The 17,627-nt window shown below is 65.0% G+C and carries 30 protein-coding genes; 21 read left to right on the forward strand and 9 right to left on the reverse strand.

From position 1 onward, the window contains the following. Nucleotides 1-3 precede the first annotated feature (3 nt). The 9 genes from ROV93_RS18160 to ROV93_RS18200 all read right to left on the reverse strand — a co-directional run bounded on the left by ROV93_RS18160 (nucleotide 4) and on the right by ROV93_RS18200 (nucleotide 6,572). Nucleotides 4-1,530 (reverse strand): DUF935 family protein, encoded by a 1,527-nt coding sequence (locus tag ROV93_RS18160; RefSeq protein ID WP_279923409.1) that lies wholly within the window; start codon nucleotides 1,528-1,530, stop codon nucleotides 4-6. Continuing rightward, nucleotides 1,527-3,263 carry a hypothetical protein gene (locus ROV93_RS18165; protein ID WP_180859025.1) on the reverse strand — a complete coding sequence of 579 codons (1,737 nt, stop codon included), beginning with the start codon at nucleotides 3,261-3,263 and terminating at the stop codon, nucleotides 1,527-1,529. The genes ROV93_RS18160 and ROV93_RS18165 overlap by 4 nt, the downstream gene beginning before the upstream one ends. Beyond that, complete coding sequence (locus ROV93_RS18170; RefSeq protein ID WP_049397724.1) at nucleotides 3,264-3,812, reverse strand: phage protein Gp27 family protein; 549 nt, start codon at nucleotides 3,810-3,812, stop codon at nucleotides 3,264-3,266. A gap of 13 nt (nucleotides 3,813-3,825) precedes the next feature. Then, nucleotides 3,826-4,149 carry a hypothetical protein gene (locus ROV93_RS18175; protein ID WP_024957611.1) on the reverse strand — a complete coding sequence of 108 codons (324 nt, stop codon included), beginning with the start codon at nucleotides 4,147-4,149 and terminating at the stop codon, nucleotides 3,826-3,828. After that, a complete protein-coding gene (locus ROV93_RS18180) occupies nucleotides 4,146-4,463 on the reverse strand; it encodes a hypothetical protein (protein WP_049397725.1) in 318 nt (105 codons plus the stop codon). Before ROV93_RS18180 ends, ROV93_RS18175 begins: the two co-directional genes overlap by 4 nt. Next, nucleotides 4,460-4,966 (reverse strand): lysis system i-spanin subunit Rz, encoded by a 507-nt coding sequence (locus ROV93_RS18185; RefSeq protein ID WP_180859026.1) that lies wholly within the window; start codon nucleotides 4,964-4,966, stop codon nucleotides 4,460-4,462. The genes ROV93_RS18180 and ROV93_RS18185 overlap by 4 nt, the downstream gene beginning before the upstream one ends. Continuing rightward, nucleotides 4,966-5,625, reverse strand: a complete 660-nt coding sequence (locus ROV93_RS18190; protein WP_312540655.1) for a lysozyme — start codon at nucleotides 5,623-5,625, stop codon at nucleotides 4,966-4,968. The genes ROV93_RS18185 and ROV93_RS18190 overlap by 1 nt, the downstream gene beginning before the upstream one ends. Nucleotides 5,626-5,702: 77 nt before the next feature. Next, nucleotides 5,703-6,122 carry a hypothetical protein gene (locus ROV93_RS18195; protein ID WP_049403063.1) on the reverse strand — a complete coding sequence of 140 codons (420 nt, stop codon included), beginning with the start codon at nucleotides 6,120-6,122 and terminating at the stop codon, nucleotides 5,703-5,705. Nucleotides 6,123-6,200: 78 nt separating this feature from the next. Then, nucleotides 6,201-6,572: a helix-turn-helix domain-containing protein gene (locus ROV93_RS18200; RefSeq protein ID WP_024957606.1), complete on the reverse strand. Its 372-nt coding sequence runs from the start codon at nucleotides 6,570-6,572 to the stop codon at nucleotides 6,201-6,203. A gap of 113 nt (nucleotides 6,573-6,685) precedes the next feature. On the opposite strand from ROV93_RS18200, the gene ROV93_RS18205 reads away from it, so the two are divergent. From ROV93_RS18205 to ROV93_RS18305, 21 genes are all read left to right on the forward strand, one after another. Then, nucleotides 6,686-6,895, forward strand: coding sequence for a hypothetical protein (locus ROV93_RS18205; protein WP_024957605.1), 210 nt, complete (start codon nucleotides 6,686-6,688; stop codon nucleotides 6,893-6,895). After that, nucleotides 6,892-7,125: a hypothetical protein gene (locus tag ROV93_RS18210; protein WP_180859028.1), complete on the forward strand. Its 234-nt coding sequence runs from the start codon at nucleotides 6,892-6,894 to the stop codon at nucleotides 7,123-7,125. The genes ROV93_RS18205 and ROV93_RS18210 overlap by 4 nt, the downstream gene beginning before the upstream one ends. Continuing rightward, nucleotides 7,122-7,415, forward strand: a complete 294-nt coding sequence (locus ROV93_RS18215) for a helix-turn-helix domain-containing protein (RefSeq protein WP_008267142.1) — start codon at nucleotides 7,122-7,124, stop codon at nucleotides 7,413-7,415. Before ROV93_RS18210 ends, ROV93_RS18215 begins: the two co-directional genes overlap by 4 nt. Continuing rightward, the gene (locus ROV93_RS18220) at nucleotides 7,415-8,347 is read left to right on the forward strand and encodes a hypothetical protein (protein ID WP_180859029.1); all 933 of its coding nucleotides are present in this window, start codon (nucleotides 7,415-7,417) and stop codon (nucleotides 8,345-8,347) included. The genes ROV93_RS18215 and ROV93_RS18220 overlap by 1 nt, the downstream gene beginning before the upstream one ends. 1 nt (nucleotide 8,348) lies before the next feature. Further along, nucleotides 8,349-10,151, forward strand: a complete 1,803-nt coding sequence (locus ROV93_RS18225; protein WP_180859030.1) for a DDE-type integrase/transposase/recombinase — start codon at nucleotides 8,349-8,351, stop codon at nucleotides 10,149-10,151. Further along, entirely contained in the window at nucleotides 10,148-11,323 is a 1,176-nt protein-coding gene (locus ROV93_RS18230; RefSeq protein WP_180859031.1) for an AAA family ATPase, read from the forward strand. Before ROV93_RS18225 ends, ROV93_RS18230 begins: the two co-directional genes overlap by 4 nt. A 40-nt stretch (nucleotides 11,324-11,363) precedes the next feature. Beyond that, nucleotides 11,364-11,561 carry a hypothetical protein gene (locus ROV93_RS18235; protein WP_197618497.1) on the forward strand — a complete coding sequence of 66 codons (198 nt, stop codon included), beginning with the start codon at nucleotides 11,364-11,366 and terminating at the stop codon, nucleotides 11,559-11,561. Continuing rightward, nucleotides 11,554-11,793 (forward strand): hypothetical protein, encoded by a 240-nt coding sequence (locus ROV93_RS18240; RefSeq protein ID WP_180859033.1) that lies wholly within the window; start codon nucleotides 11,554-11,556, stop codon nucleotides 11,791-11,793. The genes ROV93_RS18235 and ROV93_RS18240 overlap by 8 nt, the downstream gene beginning before the upstream one ends. 149 nt (nucleotides 11,794-11,942) lie before the next feature. Further along, a complete protein-coding gene (locus ROV93_RS18245) occupies nucleotides 11,943-12,101 on the forward strand; it encodes a hypothetical protein (protein ID WP_158233997.1) in 159 nt (52 codons plus the stop codon). Nucleotide 12,102: 1 nt separating this feature from the next. Continuing rightward, nucleotides 12,103-12,492: a hypothetical protein gene (locus ROV93_RS18250; protein ID WP_180859034.1), complete on the forward strand. Its 390-nt coding sequence runs from the start codon at nucleotides 12,103-12,105 to the stop codon at nucleotides 12,490-12,492. After that, nucleotides 12,482-12,757, forward strand: coding sequence for a hypothetical protein (locus ROV93_RS18255; RefSeq protein WP_024957595.1), 276 nt, complete (start codon nucleotides 12,482-12,484; stop codon nucleotides 12,755-12,757). Before ROV93_RS18250 ends, ROV93_RS18255 begins: the two co-directional genes overlap by 11 nt. Further along, nucleotides 12,750-12,977 carry a hypothetical protein gene (locus ROV93_RS18260; protein WP_049397735.1) on the forward strand — a complete coding sequence of 76 codons (228 nt, stop codon included), beginning with the start codon at nucleotides 12,750-12,752 and terminating at the stop codon, nucleotides 12,975-12,977. Before ROV93_RS18255 ends, ROV93_RS18260 begins: the two co-directional genes overlap by 8 nt. Then, nucleotides 12,974-13,453 carry a hypothetical protein gene (locus tag ROV93_RS18265; RefSeq protein ID WP_049442575.1) on the forward strand — a complete coding sequence of 160 codons (480 nt, stop codon included), beginning with the start codon at nucleotides 12,974-12,976 and terminating at the stop codon, nucleotides 13,451-13,453. Before ROV93_RS18260 ends, ROV93_RS18265 begins: the two co-directional genes overlap by 4 nt. Continuing rightward, entirely contained in the window at nucleotides 13,453-13,707 is a 255-nt protein-coding gene (locus ROV93_RS18270) for a hypothetical protein (RefSeq protein ID WP_049397737.1), read from the forward strand. Before ROV93_RS18265 ends, ROV93_RS18270 begins: the two co-directional genes overlap by 1 nt. Beyond that, the gene (locus ROV93_RS18275; protein WP_049397738.1) at nucleotides 13,704-14,315 is read left to right on the forward strand and encodes a DUF3164 family protein; all 612 of its coding nucleotides are present in this window, start codon (nucleotides 13,704-13,706) and stop codon (nucleotides 14,313-14,315) included. Before ROV93_RS18270 ends, ROV93_RS18275 begins: the two co-directional genes overlap by 4 nt. A 1-nt stretch (nucleotide 14,316) precedes the next feature. Beyond that, nucleotides 14,317-14,997, forward strand: a complete 681-nt coding sequence (locus tag ROV93_RS18280) for a hypothetical protein (RefSeq protein WP_180859035.1) — start codon at nucleotides 14,317-14,319, stop codon at nucleotides 14,995-14,997. Further along, nucleotides 14,984-15,889: a recombination-associated protein RdgC gene (locus tag ROV93_RS18285; RefSeq protein ID WP_180859036.1), complete on the forward strand. Its 906-nt coding sequence runs from the start codon at nucleotides 14,984-14,986 to the stop codon at nucleotides 15,887-15,889. Before ROV93_RS18280 ends, ROV93_RS18285 begins: the two co-directional genes overlap by 14 nt. 8 nt (nucleotides 15,890-15,897) lie before the next feature. Then, nucleotides 15,898-16,266, forward strand: a complete 369-nt coding sequence (locus tag ROV93_RS18290) for a DUF2528 family protein (protein WP_180859037.1) — start codon at nucleotides 15,898-15,900, stop codon at nucleotides 16,264-16,266. Then, entirely contained in the window at nucleotides 16,259-16,735 is a 477-nt protein-coding gene (locus ROV93_RS18295) for a hypothetical protein (protein WP_312540682.1), read from the forward strand. Before ROV93_RS18290 ends, ROV93_RS18295 begins: the two co-directional genes overlap by 8 nt. After that, a complete protein-coding gene (locus ROV93_RS18300) occupies nucleotides 16,732-17,196 on the forward strand; it encodes a regulatory protein GemA (protein ID WP_180859039.1) in 465 nt (154 codons plus the stop codon). The genes ROV93_RS18295 and ROV93_RS18300 overlap by 4 nt, the downstream gene beginning before the upstream one ends. Then, entirely contained in the window at nucleotides 17,193-17,549 is a 357-nt protein-coding gene (locus ROV93_RS18305; protein WP_152907779.1) for a Mor transcription activator family protein, read from the forward strand. Before ROV93_RS18300 ends, ROV93_RS18305 begins: the two co-directional genes overlap by 4 nt. The last annotated feature ends 78 nt before the right edge of the window (nucleotides 17,550-17,627 follow it).

Here is a 17,627-nt window from a genome sequence, read left to right on the forward strand (position 1 = left end):
TGATCAGTCTCCCGCGCCCTGGATGTCTGTACGGCCAGCCAGCGTCGCTGCCGTCATCGCATCGGCCATCACCGAGGCGTAGTCGTCCAGGGTCATACTCGGATGCAGCTCGAACAGCCGGTCGCGCAACTGCTCCAGCGAATCGACCTCATCGACCAGCTGGCGGATCTGCGCGACCCATCCAGCACCAATGGGCGACAGCCGGCGATCGAGCTGCTGGCCCAGCTCGACAGCGGGATCGGGCGTCTTCGGGGTGCCGTCGGCAAAGGCGGCGGGATAGTGCCTGCGCAGCAAGCTGATCACCGCACCGCCGGCGTCGGCGAACTGGGCGCCATCGATCGCCGTCGGTACCGCAGGCGGATCCTGCGGCGCCCGGACGGGCTCGTAGTTGTCGCCATAGGTCTGATCCATGTAGACCTGCTTGGGCTTGTAGCCCAGGTCGAGGATCTTCTTGTCGCGGCTGGCGGTAGCGTCCAGATCCTCCGGCTCTTCCGTGACGCGATAGACCCGAGGAATGGCCGCGCCAGGGAAGTTCCATTCGGTGAGCCAGCGCGCTGGCCCCTTGTTGAAGGACTCGCACACCAGGTCGGCATCGGAGGTGATGATGTCGCGGCGCACCTCGCGCTGCAGCTGGTCGTTGCCCAACTTGCCTGGCGTGCCTTGGGTACTGGCGGTCTGGCCCAGCACCACCTTCTGGATGGTGGCATCCATGTAGTCCTGCAGGGCCTTGTAGTCGGCCGTGCCACTACGTCCGGCCTCCAGCAACGCCAGCTCCATTCCCTTGGGCATGATGATGCCGCTGTCGGTCTGGATCGCGCGGGTGGCCTGCAGCAGCTTGGCCTTCTCCGGATCGGTTGCGTTGGTGTCGTACTTGCCCACCGCGGTGGGCATGCCGAACTTCTCAAGGAAGATCAGCCAGAACTTGAGCCCGTTGCGCTTGAACAGCACCGGCCAGTACAGCCAGTGCGCCAAGCCGAGGCCGTACGGCTCATCGTCGTGGTCGGCACCGGAGCAGAAGTTCCAGAAATAGGGCGCGTGCGCCGGCACGCCCTCGGTCATCTGGGTCTGGGTGAGCAGGCGCAGATCACCTTCCTTGCCGTAACGGAAGCGCCGACGGTTACGGACCTTGATGTCCTTCAGGCCGATGCGAGTACCGTCGACCTTGTACAGGATCTCCGCCACGCCATAGCCGTAGAACACGCCGAAGAGCATCTTGCGGGTGACGTTGTCCCAGCCGATGCCATGCAGCTGCTCCTGCAGATACTCTGCCGCCTGGCGGTCGATGCGCTTCTCGCCGCCGGGCTCCACCTGCCATTCGCAGGCCACCACCGAATCCTGGCGAGAGCCGAAGGTGGTCTTCACCTCCGGGTCGGACAGCACCTGTTCGTAGATCTGAAGGTCGTAGCCGCCGCGGTTGCGCAGGACACTGTCAAAGGGCAGCAGCAGTGGCCCGGTGTAACCACGGGTGATGTCGATGCCATCGGCAGTGGTGGCAATCTCGCGGCCGATCTCTGGGCGGGCGGTGGTCATGCATATCCTCCAAAATCATTGCCGCCGCTGACCGTGCCGAAGGCATCATCGGTCACGACGGTGGCCACGCCGTCTGCTCGGCCGTCGCCGATGTAGGCGCGCGCGCCGGCCGCCTGGAACTCGATGGGCACCGAGGTGACGTGGTTGAGTGCGGCAAACTGCATCAGCACGCCGGCGATCGCGCCGTCGCCGTGGCGCACCAGCTCCGGATCCTGCAGGTCCTTGCGCTCCAGACGCGGCACCATCGGGATGCCGTCGACGTACTCCACTGCGCGGTGGTCGTCTTCCAGGGACGCGTCCCTGGGCAGGCTGAGGAAGCCGTCTTCGAACAGCGCGATGTACTTGGGCATCCATTCGCCGTACCAGGGGCGCGACAGGGTGACCTCGTGGATTGGGCCACCGATGTAGCGGCCCGTCTCGGTATCGAGCTCAGCCCGGCCGTAGCGGTCGCCGGTGTACTCCATCAAGGTCTGGCCGGGACCAGTGGCATCGCCGGCGAATGACCAGCGACCAGGGAATTCTTCCTTCAGCGCGTCCAGCAGCGCCCACAGGATCTGCTCCTGCTGGCGGGTGGGCGCGTTGGCCATCTCGATCAGGAACGGCACGTCGCGGCGCAGATCCTGCCCGACCTTGGCAGGCTTGATGACCGAGAAGTGACGGTGGCGCGCGAAGTCCATGCCGATTGCCCAGCGCCCGGTGAACCCGGCCACCGCAGCACGGAGCACTGGCAGCAACGTGGTAGCAATCCAGACCGAGCACCAGATCTCGCGCTCCTTCTCAGAGCGCTTGGGGAAGTCATCATCGAAGACCAGGCGCAGCACAGGCCGGACCTCGGGCATGGCCCGATCGATCCAGACCGAAGGGATGGCTGAGCCATCGCCATCGCGCGGGATGACGTCCAGCTCCTCGCGCATGGCGGCCTTGCGCGGGCCGTAGGCCGAGCGGATGGCGGTGTACCACTCCTTTTTGCCCTCGGCGGTGGCCACCTTGCCACGCATGGCGCAGACCCGCTCGTACAGGCCATTGGACACCGCATCATCGAAGCTGATGCGGATGACCCCGGCCTTCTTGCCGTAGCGACCTGCCTGGACGTCCTGTACCAGCTGATTGAACGGGTTCTTCTTGCCACGGTGGGTGGACCACACGCGGATGCGGCCACCCCAGATCAGCAGCGCGGTGGCCGACTCGAGCACCTTGGCCACGTCCTTGTGCAGCGCCGCTTCGTCCAGGTCGACCACGCCCTGCAGGCCGTGGATGTTCTCCGGGCGCGAGGACAGTGCCGTGATACGGAAGCCACTGGCGAAGCGAACTCGGAACGCCTGGATCTGCCGACTGGTGCCGTCGGGCTGCTGGTCCTGGAAGATATGCTGCTCGATCCGCGAGGCCTGGCCTCGAGCGATGATCGGCGCGAACTTGGCCACGTAGCCAATGAACTCCAGGCCCTTTTCCTTGGTGTCGGCCATATACCACACGTTGTCGCCGCCGGCGTCCTTAGCGGAAGCCGCAGTGATGGTGTCGGCCAAGGCCTGGGCAAAGGTGATGCCGGTACGGCGCCCCTTCTCGCAGACCGCGATATCCAGCCCTTCCTGCATCCGGATCCATTCGGACTGATGGGCCATCAGCACGCCAGCCTTACTGATGTCGAAGTTGGCCGAAATGGCGCGCACGCTCTCGGGCAACTCATCCCAGTCCAGGATGCGCTCGGTATCGGGCAGGGAACCGAGTGCGCTCACTTAGCCGACCCCATGCAGCACTTGGTTCTTCCAGAAATCCACCCCGGCAGCGTCCAGGCCCTGTGCGCGTGCCGCTTCCTCAACCCGGCTGGCAGCGTCGATCAGCGCCTTCTGGCGGATCTCGCCGGCCCATTTCTCGCGCACGATGGAAGAGCGGGTCAGTTCTGCAATGGCCTTAGCCGCCTTGCTGTACAGCGCAATGCGATCGGCTGGGGAAATGCTCTCATCGTCCTGGTCGGCCGCTTCCTGGAACTGCAGCAGCGCTTCGAACAGGTCGGTCTGCAGCAGGCCCAGCAGTGCACTGCCGCGCTCGGCGGCATTATCCGGCGCCTGCTCGGCCACCAGCTTCATGGCCTCGGTGCTGGCACTGATCGAGGCCAGGCGGCGCTTGAGCCGCTTGGCCCGCTCGTTGACGGTGGTCTTGCTGATCTCATAGCCCTGCTCGCCCAGCCATTCGGACAGCGAGATGCTGCCGCCGAAGGCATTGGCGACCAGGCGCCGATCCAGCTCGTCGCGTACCTCGGCCGGCAATAGGTCGATCTTGCTCACGGGAGGCATGGGATCACCAGTACTTCGGTGGGCGCGCGATGCCCGGCCCGCAGTCGATGCTGTACTCGACAATGTCCACTCCGTGGCGCGTCAGCTCAGCCGACCACGGCCCCGAAGGGGATTTGGTGATATCGATCAGGCGACGGGTGTCCAGGTAGTCCAGCTCCCGGCGAACCTCCAGCGCAGTGGCATCGGGATACATGTCCTGGGCGGCGCCGGCCAAGACGGCTTCGCCGATCGGATACGGGCGAGAGCGATCCAGCACCAGCAGCATCAGCCAGCGCAGCTGCTCCCGGCGCAATTTGCCCAGATCCGGGCCCTGATTTCCGTGACTCACGGCGTGTTCCCCTTGCTTTGCATGTTCGTGATCTTCGAGGCCACTGCATCGAGCTTTGCCTCGATGACGCTCTGCCCGCGGGCATAGTCCTCGCGGCGGACGTATTCCTTCGCAACTTCCAGGCGGAAGTCGGTGAGGTGGCTCTCAACCTCGCGCCAGCGCTTGCTGTCGTTAATCAGGATGGCCAACTGCTGATCAGTGCGTTGCTGCAGTTGGTTGACCAGCCAGCGACCGCCGGCGATCAGGCCGCCGAGCAGGGTGATGCCGATGCCGGCGAACCACACCAGGTAGAGCGGCTGCACTTCAACGATCATGGGTTGGCCTCGACGGAAGGGTGCTGTCCGGTGAGGACACCGATGACGCGCTGGCAGGCCCGGACGTGGTTGTCGGCGTCGCGTCCGACTCGAACAAGATCGCCCGCGACCTCTGCTCGTAGTTGGGCGCTCGCATCACGTTCGACGGCGCCAGAGACGGCTTCGGACAAGCGGGCGGTGTGGCAGGTGGCAAGGTCGTTGCGCAGCCTGAGATTGCCAGTACGCACGTCAGCCACAACGGCAGCAGGGACGGACGCGGACGCCTCCCGATCATTTTCATGTTCGTCTCCGATCTGGGCCATCGCCTTGGCCTGGGTGTGCTCGATGCCACGAGCGCTGCGCTCGTCTTCAAGCTGCGATTCAAGCGTGGTCAGACGCTGCTGCGCCGTGGCGTCACGAGCCTGCGCATCCAGGGCATTGCCGCGGTAGAGAAGTGCTGCGGCAATGGCCACCAGCAGGAGCACCAGCAGCAGGGCGACCGTTGCGATCAGGGCGCGGATCATCAGTACCGGCCCTCGCACATCGCGCGCTCAGCGGTGCGTCGGCGCTCCAGGCCCTTGTAGGACTTGCCCCCCGCATTGGCCCAGTTGCTCAACTGGGCACAGGCCAGATCCCAGCGCCCCTGGTTGGCGTAGACGCGGATGCGCGGCTGCTGGCCGTTGCGCAGGGAGCACAGGCCGTCTTTGACACCAGCGCCGCCGGGGCCAACGTTGAATGCGAACGACGTCAGGGCAGCTGCCTGGTAGTCCGTCATCGGCACCTTGATGCAGCTCTGCACGGTGTTCCAGGCAACACCAAGGTCCGACTGGAGCAGGCGCTCGCACTCGGCACGGGTGTAGGTGCGCTGTTCGACGTTTGCCGTATGGCCGTAGCAAACCGTCAGTTTGCCGACTACATCGCGGTAGGGCTGGGCCGAGTAGCCCTCAAAGGGCTGTACTAGCCCGAGCAACAACGCCAGCATGGTCGCCAGCATTCCTCCCGCGATGGGCAGTGCCTTGTTACCGGGTTGCTCTGCTGCCATGCGCCATCTCCAGGGAAAGATGGCCGACGGGCAGACGAGGATGCCCGTCGGCCAGGTGCGCCATGCGCACACCAAACCGATGGGCAGAGTTTCAGTCTTTGACTGATCGTCGTCTTTGAAACTGGTTTCGAGGAACCTCACGCGCGCGCGTGAGAGTGTGGCCTTTCATTGCGATCAACATCACAACGGGCGGACCGTCAGATCTCGATCGCCCCGAGTCAGTCTGGAACAGCTCGTGAATTCACTTGGTTCTGTTGCCTGTGCGCGTGCTCGGCAGCAGGCTGACTGAAAAGCCTCTCGAGATCCTCAGGCGGGAGCTGGATGCCATCCATTTGGAAAATTCTCTGGAATGTTCCATCCGTATTGAAGACCAGGATGACCTGCTTACTGGAGCTGCGCACATTGCCAGTCCAAAGACTGGCTTTCGACTGGATGTATTGCCAGGTGTAGCCAGTAGCGCCGCTTGCCCCAACCGATGATCGCAGTGGCGGCGCTTCCAAGAGGGCGGCCGCCTCGCTCAGCGTTGTTTTTCCGATGACTAGATGCTTGAGATTCTGGTCTTTGAAGTCCTGGCCAATTACCGCCTTTGCACCGAGCAAGACCAACAGAACCGCGAGCGAAAAAACCAGCTTCTTCATGACGCCTCCTTGTCCGATTTGAATTCTGCGCATTGAAAAATGCGCCCTTTAAAGCTCAACAGCAGGTCATCTACGGACTCAGGTCTTTGGCTTACGCAGTCCCCGAGAAGACCCTTCTTGGGTTTCCTTTGCCAGCAGTGCAGTCAGCATGTTCAAGGCCATTACGCGACCGGGATCGGACAGCGCCCAGAACGTATCCACCACGTCATTGAACTGCTCTATCTCAGTGTCCGTCATGCCAGGGCGCGCGATGCTGCGTTGCCCCGTCAGCACGTAAAGCGGATCCACTCCCGCATCAGCAAGCGCAGCCAGCTTGGCGGCAGGAGGGCTGGATGCATCTCTTTGCCAATCAATCACGGTGTTCTTCTTCGCGCCAGCGAGTTCTGCGAACTCAGGCAGCGTGAGGCCCAAGCGTTCCCGCTCGCTCTTCAGACGGGTTCCGATCGTCATACGAAATTCCATGCCATATGTGTTGACAGGCACGGAAATCCGTACCATGATTACTTCCACTGGCAGCGCCCAAAGCAGCCAACCAATGGAACAAGGATCAAAGGATACACGCGATGAGCGAACCCGCCCCCAGCCTGGATCTTCACCTCAAGGTCCGCACCGCCTTCGTTGGCAAGGGCACCAGTCTCCGCGGCTGGTGCATGGAGAACGGCGTCCCGCCGCAGAACGCCCGAGACGTCCTCATCGGACGCTGGAATGGCCCGAAGGGTCAGGCCCTGCGGCGCCGGCTGCTGAAGGCCGCAGGCCTGAGCGCCTCAGCATGAGCACCGCCGGCCGCCCCCTGGACGAAGTCCCGACCCGCGAACTGGAGCTGTTGCTTGCCTCGGCCCGTGACCAGTACGCCACCGCTGTGAACAACTGGCAGTGCGCCGTCGAATCGGACGAGCCGCTGGCCCACACCCTGCCGCTGGCTGGTGCCGTGGACGCGGCCGATCGCCGCGCCGCTCGCATCCTGAAGGAGCTGGCCCGCCGCCAGCAGGGAGCTGCGGCATGAGTGAGCAAAGCATCTTCGCCCGCCTGCTGTTCGCCTTGGCCGGGCACAGCCGCACCGGCTTGCGCCTGAAACCCATTGCCGACGGCATCGGCGAATCCCCCAGCACCACGCTGCGCAACCTGCAGCGATTGGCCGAGGACGGCCTGGTCGAGCGCTCCCCCTTCGACCAGGACAACTGGCGCCTGTCCCCCCGAATTGTCCAGATCGCCTTGGCCCATCAGGCCGAGGTGGCCCGTGAAGAACGGCAGCTGGACGACTTCAAGAACCGCTACAGCCGTAGCCCCAACTGATGACGAGGATCGAAATGGCAGAGAAGCAACCCACCAAGCGCGGTGCCAAGCCGCTGGCGCAGGCCGAGCCGGTAGGCACGGAACTGGACACGGGCAAGCTGGTCGAGCGCAACCAGGAACTGCAGGTCATGGCGCAGGCCGAGGCGCAGGTGAAGAGCCTGGCGACCACGCTGGGCTACGTCGGCGCCTTGGACACTGACTCGCTGTGGAGCATGGTGGAGTACCGCCACCGTCGTTCAGTGGAGGACATTCTTGAAATGGGCCGTGGCCTGCTCCTGATCAAAGAGCAGACCGCGCACGGAGAGTTCGAAGGCCAGCTCCAAGCGCGAAACATTCACCCGCGTGCAGCACAACGCCTGATGGGCGTGGCGCTGAAATTCTCCAAAAGCGACACGATGTCGCTTTTGAAGGCGGCGGGAACCCAGGCAAAGGTTCTGGAACTGGCGGTTCTGGACGACGAAGACCTGCAAGCCCTGGAGTCCGGCGACTCGGTTGCAGGCATCACCGTGGACGATGTGGAGCGCATGAGCGCCAGCCAGTTGCGCGCCGCCTTGCGCGAATCCAGGGCAGATGCCGACGCAAAAGATCAGCGCATCAACAAGTTGAGCGAGGATCTGAATAAAGAGTCTGAAAAGACCCTCAAGGCACAGCGTCGCTGGAAGTCCGCCACTCCTGACGAGCAGCTGGTCACCCTCAAAAAGTCGGTCACAGAGGCAGAGCAGAACGTGTTGGCCGCCATCGGCAGCCCGAACAGCGGCCTGCGTGCCTCGATCCAAGCACTGGCCGACTTCGCCTGCGACAACCACGTCGAGGAAGATGCAGCGCGGTTCCTGAGCGACGTGATCGGCCGCCTCCTCACTTCGGTGCGCATCGCCCGCGACGATGAGGAACTGGCCATCGCGATCCCTGTCACCAACGACGCGGGGATCTGACGTGTCCGAGGTCCTCATCCAGGCTGCGGCCAGCCAGTTGCTGGCGGCGCCGCACGGCAGCAAGGGGCGCATCGCCTCCGCGCTGGCCGAGCAGCTGGGATGCTCGGTCCAGACGGCCTACCGTCACCTGTCGAAGGTGACGGCGGCCCTCAAACCCCGCAAACGCAGGTCCGATGCGGGCGAACTGTCACTTACCCGTGACGAAGCGGCCTCGATCGCGGCCATCGTGGAGGAAACCCGTCGCCTGACCGGTACCGGCGCGCTGCCGGTCGAGGAGGCCGTGGATGCCTTGCGTGCCAACGGCAGGATCGAGGCAATGCGCGTGGACAAGGCGACGGGCGAGATTGTCCCGCTGAGCACCTCGGCGATCTGTCGCGCCATCCGCCATTACGGCTTCCACCGTGACCAGCTGGCGGCGGCCACACCGGCTGCACGGCTGTCCTCCCCGCATCCCAATCACCTGTGGCAGATCGACGCCTCGGTCAGCCGCCAGTTCTATCTGGCTGATGACGGCACGCGGGTGATGGACAAGCGCGAGTTCTATCGCGGCAAGCCCGGCAACTTCACCAAGATCGCAGAACGCCGCCTGTGGCGCTATGCCATCACCGACCACGCCAGCGGTGCGATCGAGCTGTTCTACGTGCTGGGTGCCGAGAGCAGCGCCAACCTGCTGTCGGCCCTGATCCACGCAATGACACGGCGCGAAATCGGCACGATGCATGGCGTTCCCAAGCTGCTGATGATGGATCCCGGCAGTGCCATGACGGCCACCAGCACCAGCAGCTTCCTGGCGGCCTGCGGCATCGAAACGATCATCAACGAAGTCGGCAATGCACGCGCCAAGGGTCAGGTCGAGAACGCGAATTACCTGATCGAAACCCACTTCGAGGCCCTGCTCAAGCTGCGTGCACCGGTCACCAGTCTGGAGGAAATCAATACCCTGGCCCAGCAGTGGGCACAGGCCTATAACGCCACCCGCATCCACAGCCGCACCGGCTACACGCGCCGTGATGGGTGGCTGCGCATCACCCAGGACCAGCTGCGCCTGGCACCGGCCGTGGAAGTGCTGCGGCAGCTGGCCACCAGCGCGCCCAAGGCCTGCACCGTACGCGATTGCATGATCCGCTTCCGGGCACAGCAGTACGACGTGCGTGGGGTGCCGGGACTGATCAACGGTCAGCGCGTAGACGTGGTGGTCAATGCTCTGGATCCGGAGGGCAGCGTACGCGTGCTGATGCCGGGCACACAGGACTGCGCGCCTGTGCACTACATCGCACCGCGCATCGGACGCGACGACTGGGGCTTCCTGGACAGCGCTGCCCGGGTTGGCACGGAGTACCGGACCGCTCCGGAGACGCCGGCCGACGCAGCTCGCAAGGAACTGGATCGGCTGGCCATGCAGGTTCACACCGATGCTGAGGCCGCTGTGGCACGCAAGGCCAAGCGCGTGGCCTTCGGGGGGCAGGTGGATCCGATGAAGCACCTGCGCGAAGCCAATGTGACGCCGAGCCTGCCGCGCTCGGGCCGCATCGCCCAGGTCGATGCACCACAGGTGCTGGCGGCCCAGCGCATCGAGCCTGCGCCGATCCGCGCCGAGCTGCCGCCACTGAACCATGTGGAGGCGGCCATGCGCCTGAAACCGCTGGTGGAGGCAGCCGGTTCGGCCTGGTCGCCTGACCACTATGCCCGCACCGCACAGCGCTGGCCGGAAGGCCTGCCGGTGGATCAGGTCGAATCCTGGGCGCAGGCCTTGGCGTCGCCTGAGCGTGGCGGCCTGCGCCTGGTGGAAGGAGGTGCTGCATGACGCTGCGTCTGAAGCGCCTGCTCACCGATGCCGGCATCAAGCAGGGCGTGCTGGCCACAGCCGCCGGCCTGAGCCGACCGGCCCTCAATGCCCTGATCAATCACGGCCAGCTGCCCACCAGCTGCGATCCGGCAGCGGTGCGCGCTGCCATCAGTTCCTGCCTGACCCAGCACGGCGTGACCGACGCCCACTGGCATGAAAAGGAGGGGCCGACGTGCTCCAACACGCCGGCCCCGGTTTCCCCACCGCAAGACACCGATAACGACAACGACATTCACGACGAGGAAGATCCCATGCTACTGCGTTTTCAGGCATTGACCCCACAGGCCAAGCGTCACTTCGGCCTGACCACCAATCCTTTCGCCGATCCGGCCAGCGCCGAAGAGGTGTTCCTCTCCCCGGATATCCGCTATGTCCGCGAGAGCATGTACCAGGTGGCCCGGCACGGCGGCTTCGCTGCGGTGATCGGCGAGAGCGGTGCCGGCAAGAGCACGCTGCGCGAAGACCTGGTCGATCGCATCCAGCGCGAGGAGCAGGCGGTCATCGTGATCCAGCCCTACGTGCTGGCCAGCGAAGGCAGCGATGCGGTCGGCAAGACCCTGCGCAGCCACCACATCGCTGAGGCGATCATGGCCGCCGTCGCGCCGCTGGCCAAGCCGAAGAGCAGCCCCGAAGCCCGCTTCCGCCAACTGCACGAATCGCTGCGTGACAGCGCCCGCGCCGGTCACAGCCACGTTCTGGTGATTGAAGAGGCCCACAGCCTGCCGCTGCCGACCCTGAAGCACCTCAAGCGCTTCCGCGAGCTGAAGGACGGACTGCGCCCGCTGCTGTCGGTGATCCTGATCGGCCAGCCCGAGCTGGGCGTGAAGCTCTCCGAACACAACCCGGAGGTACGCGAAGTCGTACAGCGCATTGAAATCATCACGCTGCCGCCGCTGGACAATGAGCTGGGCGCCTACCTGGCCCACCGCTTCAAGCGTGCCCAGGTGCCGCTGGACAAGGTGGTGGAACAGAGTGCCATCGACGCGCTGCGCACCAAGCTGGTTCCCTCGCGCGGTGCGGGCTCGCTGCTTTACCCGCTGGCTGTCCAGAACGCGCTCACCGCCGCGATGAACCGCGCCGCTGACCTGGGCGTGCCGACCGTCACCGCCGACGTCGTGCGGGGGGTGTGAGATGGCCATTCGAACTGAAGGCTGGCCGGCGGTAGAAGCAATGGTAAGGACGCCGCAGGGCGACGTGTGGCCGTTCGCCACCCAAGCCATCCTGATTCCATTCGAAATGCAGGACAAGCCTGAGCCGATCAACGTGGACATCCTGCAGGTAGTGATCGTGCCGCGCACCAACTGGGAGCGCATCACTGCCCATGTGCCGGCTGAAGTGCTGCGGCGTGAAGGGGTGGCTCATGACTGATTTCAACACCTCTGGGTCGCAGTACCTGCGCAGCTTCGCTTTCTACTTGATGCGCGATGCCGAGCTGCCCGACCGGCAGGTAACGGTGATGCACCGCGACCTGTTCCGCCGTGCCGGCATCGAATGGCGCGACGGCCAGAGCATGGCCTCGCTGCTGGACAGCCTCAACCTGCAGCAGCTGCGAGCGCTGGTCGACCAGCTGCGCGACGGCGATGACGACGAGGAGGAATGATGGCCGTTCCGACTCTCCAGCGTTGCCTTGGCCAGGTGCGCAACCGCAACGGACACAGCGCCCAGCACCCGCAGCGGAAGAAGTCCATCGGGGTGCTGGTGCAGGACTGCCACATGTTTCCAACAGCATCGCGAGTGGGAACCGTCCAGGTGCAGGACCCTGACTCCAGGCGTGAGTACCTGGTCGAGGTATGGATCCACAGCGGCGTGCTGGTGATCTCGCAGAGCACCGACAAGCGCTGGCTACTGGAACTGGACGAGATCCTGGACCTGGCGATCGCCGCCGGCATTGATCGGGGGGCCATCTGATATGCAACTGGTCCTGCTACCGCAAGAGCTGTCCCCACAGACGGTGCTTTTGCAGCTGCAGGGCCGTCGCGGCGCCGTCAACGGCATCACCGCCCGCGACCTGGTGCAGCAGATCACCTCACGTACCAGCACCGCCGACGAGCGCCGCCTGCGCCAGATCATCGAGCAGCTGCGGCGCGAGGGGCACCCGATCTGCGCCCACCCGGCTCACGGTTACCACCTTGCCGCCAGTGCGGCCGAACTGGACCGCGCCTGCACCTTCCTGGTCGGGCGCGCCATGACCTCCCTGGAGCAGGTCAGCGCGATGAAGCGCGTTGCGCTCCCGGATCTGTACGGACAACTCGGGCTGGACAAGCCCGCTACCGACGAGGAATCCAACCATGAACCATGAACGTAACTCCGATGTGCTGTATGCCGCCGCGAACACTGCCCGCGAGCTGGAGAACAGCGGCATCGAGATCTTGGGCCTGCACAGCAATGGCCGTCGCGCGGTGCTGATTCTGGACCGCCCTCCCACGATGGTGGGTGGCCACCTCAAGCGCCGCCAGCCCAACGGCAGCGGCGGGCAGGACCGCGTGATGGCCGCCGAGTACCAGGGCGTGCAGCTGGAGTGGACCCAGCGTCCTCCGGTGCTGCGGGAGGTGGCTCATGGCTGAGCGCGGCCAGTTCCTGGTGGTCCCTGCTGAGTGGGTGGGTGGCGACACCTTCACCGACTCGGCCAAGGCGATCGAAGACGCCCAGGCCCGCAGCAAGGTCGACGGCAAGCACCGCGCGGTGGTTTGCGTGGTCGCTCGCACCACGCCCAGCCCTGCACCGGTCATCGTGCTGACGCGTACGGAAGCCGGCATCACCCAACCGCAGGTGGTTCAGCCATGAGCGCCATCCCCAGCGTCGCAATGCAGCACGCTATCGCCCTGTCACTGGGTGCCAGCGTGGTCCGTTCTGCGGATCTGATCGATCGGGTGATGGAGCACGGCTTCCACTACCGCGGCTATGTGTCCAACGCGGTCGCCAAGGCGGTGCGATGCGGAATGATCCTGCGCGTCGGCGAAGGGCCGGCCCGCAACTACCGCCTCAACCCCGACTGGAAGATCGACCAGGCGGCGTTGGCGGCCGCGCAGGCGCAGCGTGTGCGTGGTACCCGGCCGGGTATGACAGGGGCGCAGAAGGCCCGATCTGCTGCCGGGGGCTACGAAGGTCCCGCCTTCGACAAAGACCCGCTGACGCCTTCCATCGGCACCGTGTGTCAGTCCCAGGAGGATCTGGAAGGCGAGCTGCCGCCTTACCTCGGTGGTCGCCTGGTCGATTCGCTGCATAACCACTTCGATCGCATCTTCGGCGGGGTGGAGTGATGGCACGCACCGGCCGCCAGCGCTACGACCACCTGCGCGCGATGCGCTTTGCGCTGTGGGCTCGTACTCAGAACCCGCGCCAGCTTACCCCGCAGCGCATTTCCGGCCTGCTCGGCATCTCGCTGGATGCCGCCCGCCGCTGGCGCGCCGACTGGTTCACCGCAACCAGCCCTATCCACGTCGAAGGCGTCCCCGACGTCCTTCGGCCCACTCAACCGTTTGTCACCCCCGCCGCCCAAGGAGGCGCCCAATGACCCCATCCATTCCCGAAGGCTACCGCGAGGACCGTAACGGTCGGCTGGTACCCGAGGCACAGATCAAGCCGATCGATCTGGCGCGTGACCAGCTGGTGCAGGAGAAGATCCAGCGCGCCCTGCAGCTGCGCGAAGCCCTGCGCACCTTCAAAGCGGATACGTTCGCCGATATCGGCGCGTTCGTGCAGCTCAGCGGCGAGCAGTACGGCGCCAAGATCGGCGGCGACAAGGGCAACGTCAGCCTGTACTCCTACGATGGCCGCTTCAAGATCCTGCGCGCCTGCCAGGACACCATCCAGTTCGATGAGCGCCTGCAGGCCGCCAAGGCCCTCATCGATGAGTGCCTGAACGACTGGACCGAAGGCTCACGCGCCGAGCTGCGCACCCTGGTCAACAGTGCCTTCAAGGTGGGCCAGGACGGCAGCATCAAGACGGCAGAGGTGCTGTCACTGCGCCGGCTGCAGTTCGATGACGCCCGCTGGCAGCGGGCAATGACCGCGATCAGTGATGCGGTGACGGTGGTGGGCAGCAAGACCTACGTGCGCTTCTACGAGCGCGATGCACGGGGTCAGTACCAGCCGATTTCCCTCGACGTGGCGGGGGTCTGACATGCCGCAGCTCCAGCAAACCTGTACCTTCCGGATCGACGGGGTCCGCGGATCTCTGACGGTGCGTGCCTTGGCCCTGGCTGTCTTGATAGCCGACCAGGCGGCACGTGCCAACGTGGAGATCCACGCGCCGTCCATTGAACTGGATGGCGTGCGCGGCTACGACTCGACCTGCGGCTCCGTAAGCGGGCCAGCTCGCGGCAGTGTCCAGTTGGCTTTGCAGTACATCGAGGCCCGAGGCGACGGGTTCCCCTGGCGGCTGAAGCGGCACATTTCGCAGCCGGCCCTGCTGTTCTTCGAAGATCGCACCGACCCTGAGGTGGCCACCACCGGGCCGCGTCATGCGTGCGTCAACTGCGACATGCCCACCGGTGCGCCCGAGTCGCCCATGTGCGGTCCCTGCGCTCAGCAGGCGGTGGGCGCGATGGCTGCGACCACGGCCGAGACGATCCGGCGAATGGACGGACTCGACTTCATCTGTGGCCTGCGCGACCCGCAGACAAAGCAGAACGTGGCCGTGGCCATCGCTCGCCAGGTCGGGCATGGCATGGCCGAGAAGTGTGAAGCACAGGCGGAAGCGGCCCTCGACGCCATTCTCAAGCTATTGCTCCATCCGCCGGTGGTGGTGTGGCAGGGCCGTTACTCCATCAATCCCTCGGAGAATGACCATGTTCGTACGTAACCTGGTGCTGTTCCGCTTTCCGACCAGCACTGACTTCTCCGAAGTCGAATCCGTGCTGCCGTATGGCGTTCTGAAGCCGGTTGGACCGCTGGAAATGAACTCGCGCGGCTTCATTTCCCCCTTCGGCCGCGAGGAGCAGGAGCGCCTGTCGTGCCGACAGGGCGACTTCCTCTGGCTGACGGTGGGTGGCGAGGACAAGATTCTGCCCAGCGCGGTGGTCAACCGTGCGCTGGAGAGTCGTCTTCAGGTCATGGAACAGGGACAGGGGCGTCGGCCGGGTGGCCGTGAGCGCAAGCGCATGAAGGACGACATCTTGCACGAGCTGCTGCCCAAGGCCTTCGTCAAGAACACTCGCCACGACGCGATCCTGGACCTGACCCACGGCTATGTGGCCGTGGATACCTCCAGCCGCAAGGTGGGCGAGGCCTTCGTGTCCGATATCCGTGGCCTGCTGGGCAGCTTCCCGGCAATCCCGCTGAATGCTCAGGTGGCACCGCGCTCGATCCTGACCGGCTGGATCGCAGGCGAGGCGCTGCCGGACGGACTGTCCCTTGGAGAGTCCGCCGAGCTGCGCGATCCGGTCGAGGGTGGCGCCAAGGTGCGCTGCAGCGACCAGGAACTGCGCAGCGACGAGATCGACAAGCACCTGGATGCCGGCAAGCAGGTCACCAAGCTGGCCCTGGTGCTGGAGGACGCACTGTCCTTCGAGCTGGGCGATGACCTGGTGTTGCGCAAGCTGAAGTTCCTGGACGGCGCGCTCTCCCAACTGGAGCAGGCCGATGCCGACGGCCGCCGCGCCGAGTTCGACGCCCGCTTTGCCCTGCAGAGCGGCGAGATTCGCCGCCTGTTCCTGGTGCTGGAACAGGCCTTCCACCTTTCAACGAACCCGTGAGGCCCGGCATGACCATCAAGCGCTACAAGATTGAACGTGACTGGGGCGAAGGCCAGGTACAGCTTGAGATCGACCACAGCATCTTGACGCCGAAGCTGGCGACGGAAATCAACAAGTTCTGGACCGGTGCCGATGAGCGCCTTGGAGAAGCCGACGGCGACGCGGTACTGGCCGTCATCAGGATGGCGGGTGCCGAGTTCATGGGGTGGGTGCTGGACGTGAACTCCAGCTACTCGACCGAGGGTATGCAGCGTGAGTTCGATCAGCTGGAGGGCTGGCCGTCGCCCCACGGCATCCGCTTGGTCGATTGGGACGACCGGCCCGATCTCGATTCCTGCCTCATGCAGGTCGAGGAAGTGGAGGTGTCTCATGGATGAGACCGTGTACGACGCGGCATGGCGGGCCTACAAGGCCGCGCCTCGTGCCGTGGCCAACGGCCCGTCACGCTCAGCCGTTCGAGCGGCGGTGGATGCGGTTCTTGGCTACCTGATGCCGCCTGGTTCGACGCCAGCGTTCTTCGCCGACCGCGAACTGCGGCGGGCAGTGCCGGCGGACCTCATGGAGATGGGCAGTGAGAGCCAGCGCGGCCACTGGCCGGCCATGCGGGCAACCTACACCGTCCCGCTTTTCCGGCTCCCGCCAGAGCTGGCCGCGAGCCAGGGGCCGCTGATCCGCCGCAATCCGCTGACGAAGAAGTCCCAGGTGGCCGCCGTCCTGAAGGACGGCGGCCGTATCGTGCCTGGTGCGCGCGAAGGGCTGCGGCGGCTCTTGGATCATGCCGGTCAGGAAGTGCCGGCATGGCAGACCGCCCTCCGGACCGCTCAGGGCGCAAGGAGCAAGGCATGACGCGCGTTCGCAAGGCCGGCGACGGCCGTAACCGGGTGCTGGCCGCGATCCACGCCGGCGCCAAGAAGCTCGGCCTCCCCGAGGACGTCTACCGTGACCTGGTTGAGCGCGTCTCCAAGGAGCACGGGGCCGCCCAGCGAAGCGCCGGCAAGTGCGATCGCCGGCAGCTCGATGCGATCGCCAACGAGCTGCGTCGCCTGGGTGGAATTCCCGCCAAGGCGGCGTACGCAGCCAAACGATGGGCAGGCCGCCCCAAGGGCGACCTATCCCCTCAGCTGTCCAAGATCGAAGCCCTGTTGGCTGATTCGGGGCGCGAGTGGGAATATGCCCATTCGGTGGCCCGCCACATGTTCAAGGTAGGACGCCTGGAATGGTGCAACCCGGATCAGTTGTCCAAAGTGATTGCCGCTCTTCAGATCGATGCCAATCGCCGCGCCCGGCGGGAGGCCCCTTCGGCATGAAGTCGATGGAGGCCCGCCGCAACGAGCTCTTGGCCAATGCCGCTTCGGCGGCGGCTACGGCTGCGCGTGCGCTCGGCCTCGGCGACGACTTCGCAGAGCAGATCGGCGCGGCGGTGGCGGACACCTTGGCCGAAGACTGGGGCGGCCAGACCATCTACTTTCCCCAGGACGCCTCATTCAAGCTCAGCCCACGCGAGCGTGAGATACTGGACGCCCACCGCAATGGGGCTACAGTTCCGGGCTTGGCGAAGCGATACAGAATGTCTGAGCAAGGGATCCGCAAGCTGCTCGCCAGGGCGAACTTCCGGGATCGTAACCTCAATCAGATGAGTCTGTTCCGCACAGCACCCTGATTGCACCAGGCGCAATGGCTTTCCATCTCGATCCGCCATTGCCAGCTTTCTTCCGGGGTCTTCCGGCTAGATATCTCG

The sequence above is a fragment of the Stenotrophomonas maltophilia group sp. msm4 genome (genome assembly GCF_032025605.1).
Taxonomy (GTDB): Bacteria; Pseudomonadota; Gammaproteobacteria; order Xanthomonadales; family Xanthomonadaceae; genus Stenotrophomonas; species Stenotrophomonas sepilia.

Excerpts from the sequence above, each read along its gene's own strand:
- ROV93_RS18285 (WP_180859036.1), top strand. The coding sequence starts at position 14,984 with ATGTTCGTACGTAACCTGGTGCTGTTCCGCTTTCCGACCAGCACTGAC.
- ROV93_RS18235 (WP_197618497.1), top strand. The coding sequence starts at position 11,364 with ATGGTAAGGACGCCGCAGGGCGACGTGTGGCCGTTCGCCACCCAAGCC.
- ROV93_RS18210 (WP_180859028.1), top strand. The coding sequence starts at position 6,892 with ATGAGCACCGCCGGCCGCCCCCTGGACGAAGTCCCGACCCGCGAACTG.
- ROV93_RS18185 (WP_180859026.1), bottom strand. The coding sequence starts at position 4,966 with ATGATCCGCGCCCTGATCGCAACGGTCGCCCTGCTGCTGGTGCTCCTG.
- ROV93_RS18255 (WP_024957595.1), top strand. The coding sequence starts at position 12,482 with ATGAACCATGAACGTAACTCCGATGTGCTGTATGCCGCCGCGAACACT.
- ROV93_RS18215 (WP_008267142.1), top strand. The coding sequence starts at position 7,122 with ATGAGTGAGCAAAGCATCTTCGCCCGCCTGCTGTTCGCCTTGGCCGGG.
- ROV93_RS18180 (WP_049397725.1), bottom strand. The coding sequence starts at position 4,463 with ATGATCGTTGAAGTGCAGCCGCTCTACCTGGTGTGGTTCGCCGGCATC.
- ROV93_RS18270 (WP_049397737.1), top strand. The coding sequence starts at position 13,453 with ATGGCACGCACCGGCCGCCAGCGCTACGACCACCTGCGCGCGATGCGC.
- ROV93_RS18195 (WP_049403063.1), bottom strand. The coding sequence starts at position 6,122 with ATGAAGAAGCTGGTTTTTTCGCTCGCGGTTCTGTTGGTCTTGCTCGGT.
- ROV93_RS18275 (WP_049397738.1), top strand. The coding sequence starts at position 13,704 with ATGACCCCATCCATTCCCGAAGGCTACCGCGAGGACCGTAACGGTCGG.
- ROV93_RS18295 (WP_312540682.1), top strand. The coding sequence starts at position 16,259 with ATGGATGAGACCGTGTACGACGCGGCATGGCGGGCCTACAAGGCCGCG.
- ROV93_RS18300 (WP_180859039.1), top strand. The coding sequence starts at position 16,732 with ATGACGCGCGTTCGCAAGGCCGGCGACGGCCGTAACCGGGTGCTGGCC.
- ROV93_RS18200 (WP_024957606.1), bottom strand. The coding sequence starts at position 6,572 with ATGACGATCGGAACCCGTCTGAAGAGCGAGCGGGAACGCTTGGGCCTC.
- ROV93_RS18205 (WP_024957605.1), top strand. The coding sequence starts at position 6,686 with ATGAGCGAACCCGCCCCCAGCCTGGATCTTCACCTCAAGGTCCGCACC.
- ROV93_RS18240 (WP_180859033.1), top strand. The coding sequence starts at position 11,554 with ATGACTGATTTCAACACCTCTGGGTCGCAGTACCTGCGCAGCTTCGCT.
- ROV93_RS18260 (WP_049397735.1), top strand. The coding sequence starts at position 12,750 with ATGGCTGAGCGCGGCCAGTTCCTGGTGGTCCCTGCTGAGTGGGTGGGT.
- ROV93_RS18230 (WP_180859031.1), top strand. The coding sequence starts at position 10,148 with ATGACGCTGCGTCTGAAGCGCCTGCTCACCGATGCCGGCATCAAGCAG.
- ROV93_RS18280 (WP_180859035.1), top strand. The coding sequence starts at position 14,317 with ATGCCGCAGCTCCAGCAAACCTGTACCTTCCGGATCGACGGGGTCCGC.
- ROV93_RS18250 (WP_180859034.1), top strand. The coding sequence starts at position 12,103 with ATGCAACTGGTCCTGCTACCGCAAGAGCTGTCCCCACAGACGGTGCTT.
- ROV93_RS18305 (WP_152907779.1), top strand. The coding sequence starts at position 17,193 with ATGAAGTCGATGGAGGCCCGCCGCAACGAGCTCTTGGCCAATGCCGCT.
- ROV93_RS18220 (WP_180859029.1), top strand. The coding sequence starts at position 7,415 with ATGACGAGGATCGAAATGGCAGAGAAGCAACCCACCAAGCGCGGTGCC.
- ROV93_RS18160 (WP_279923409.1), bottom strand. The coding sequence starts at position 1,530 with ATGACCACCGCCCGCCCAGAGATCGGCCGCGAGATTGCCACCACTGCC.
- ROV93_RS18290 (WP_180859037.1), top strand. The coding sequence starts at position 15,898 with ATGACCATCAAGCGCTACAAGATTGAACGTGACTGGGGCGAAGGCCAG.
- ROV93_RS18265 (WP_049442575.1), top strand. The coding sequence starts at position 12,974 with ATGAGCGCCATCCCCAGCGTCGCAATGCAGCACGCTATCGCCCTGTCA.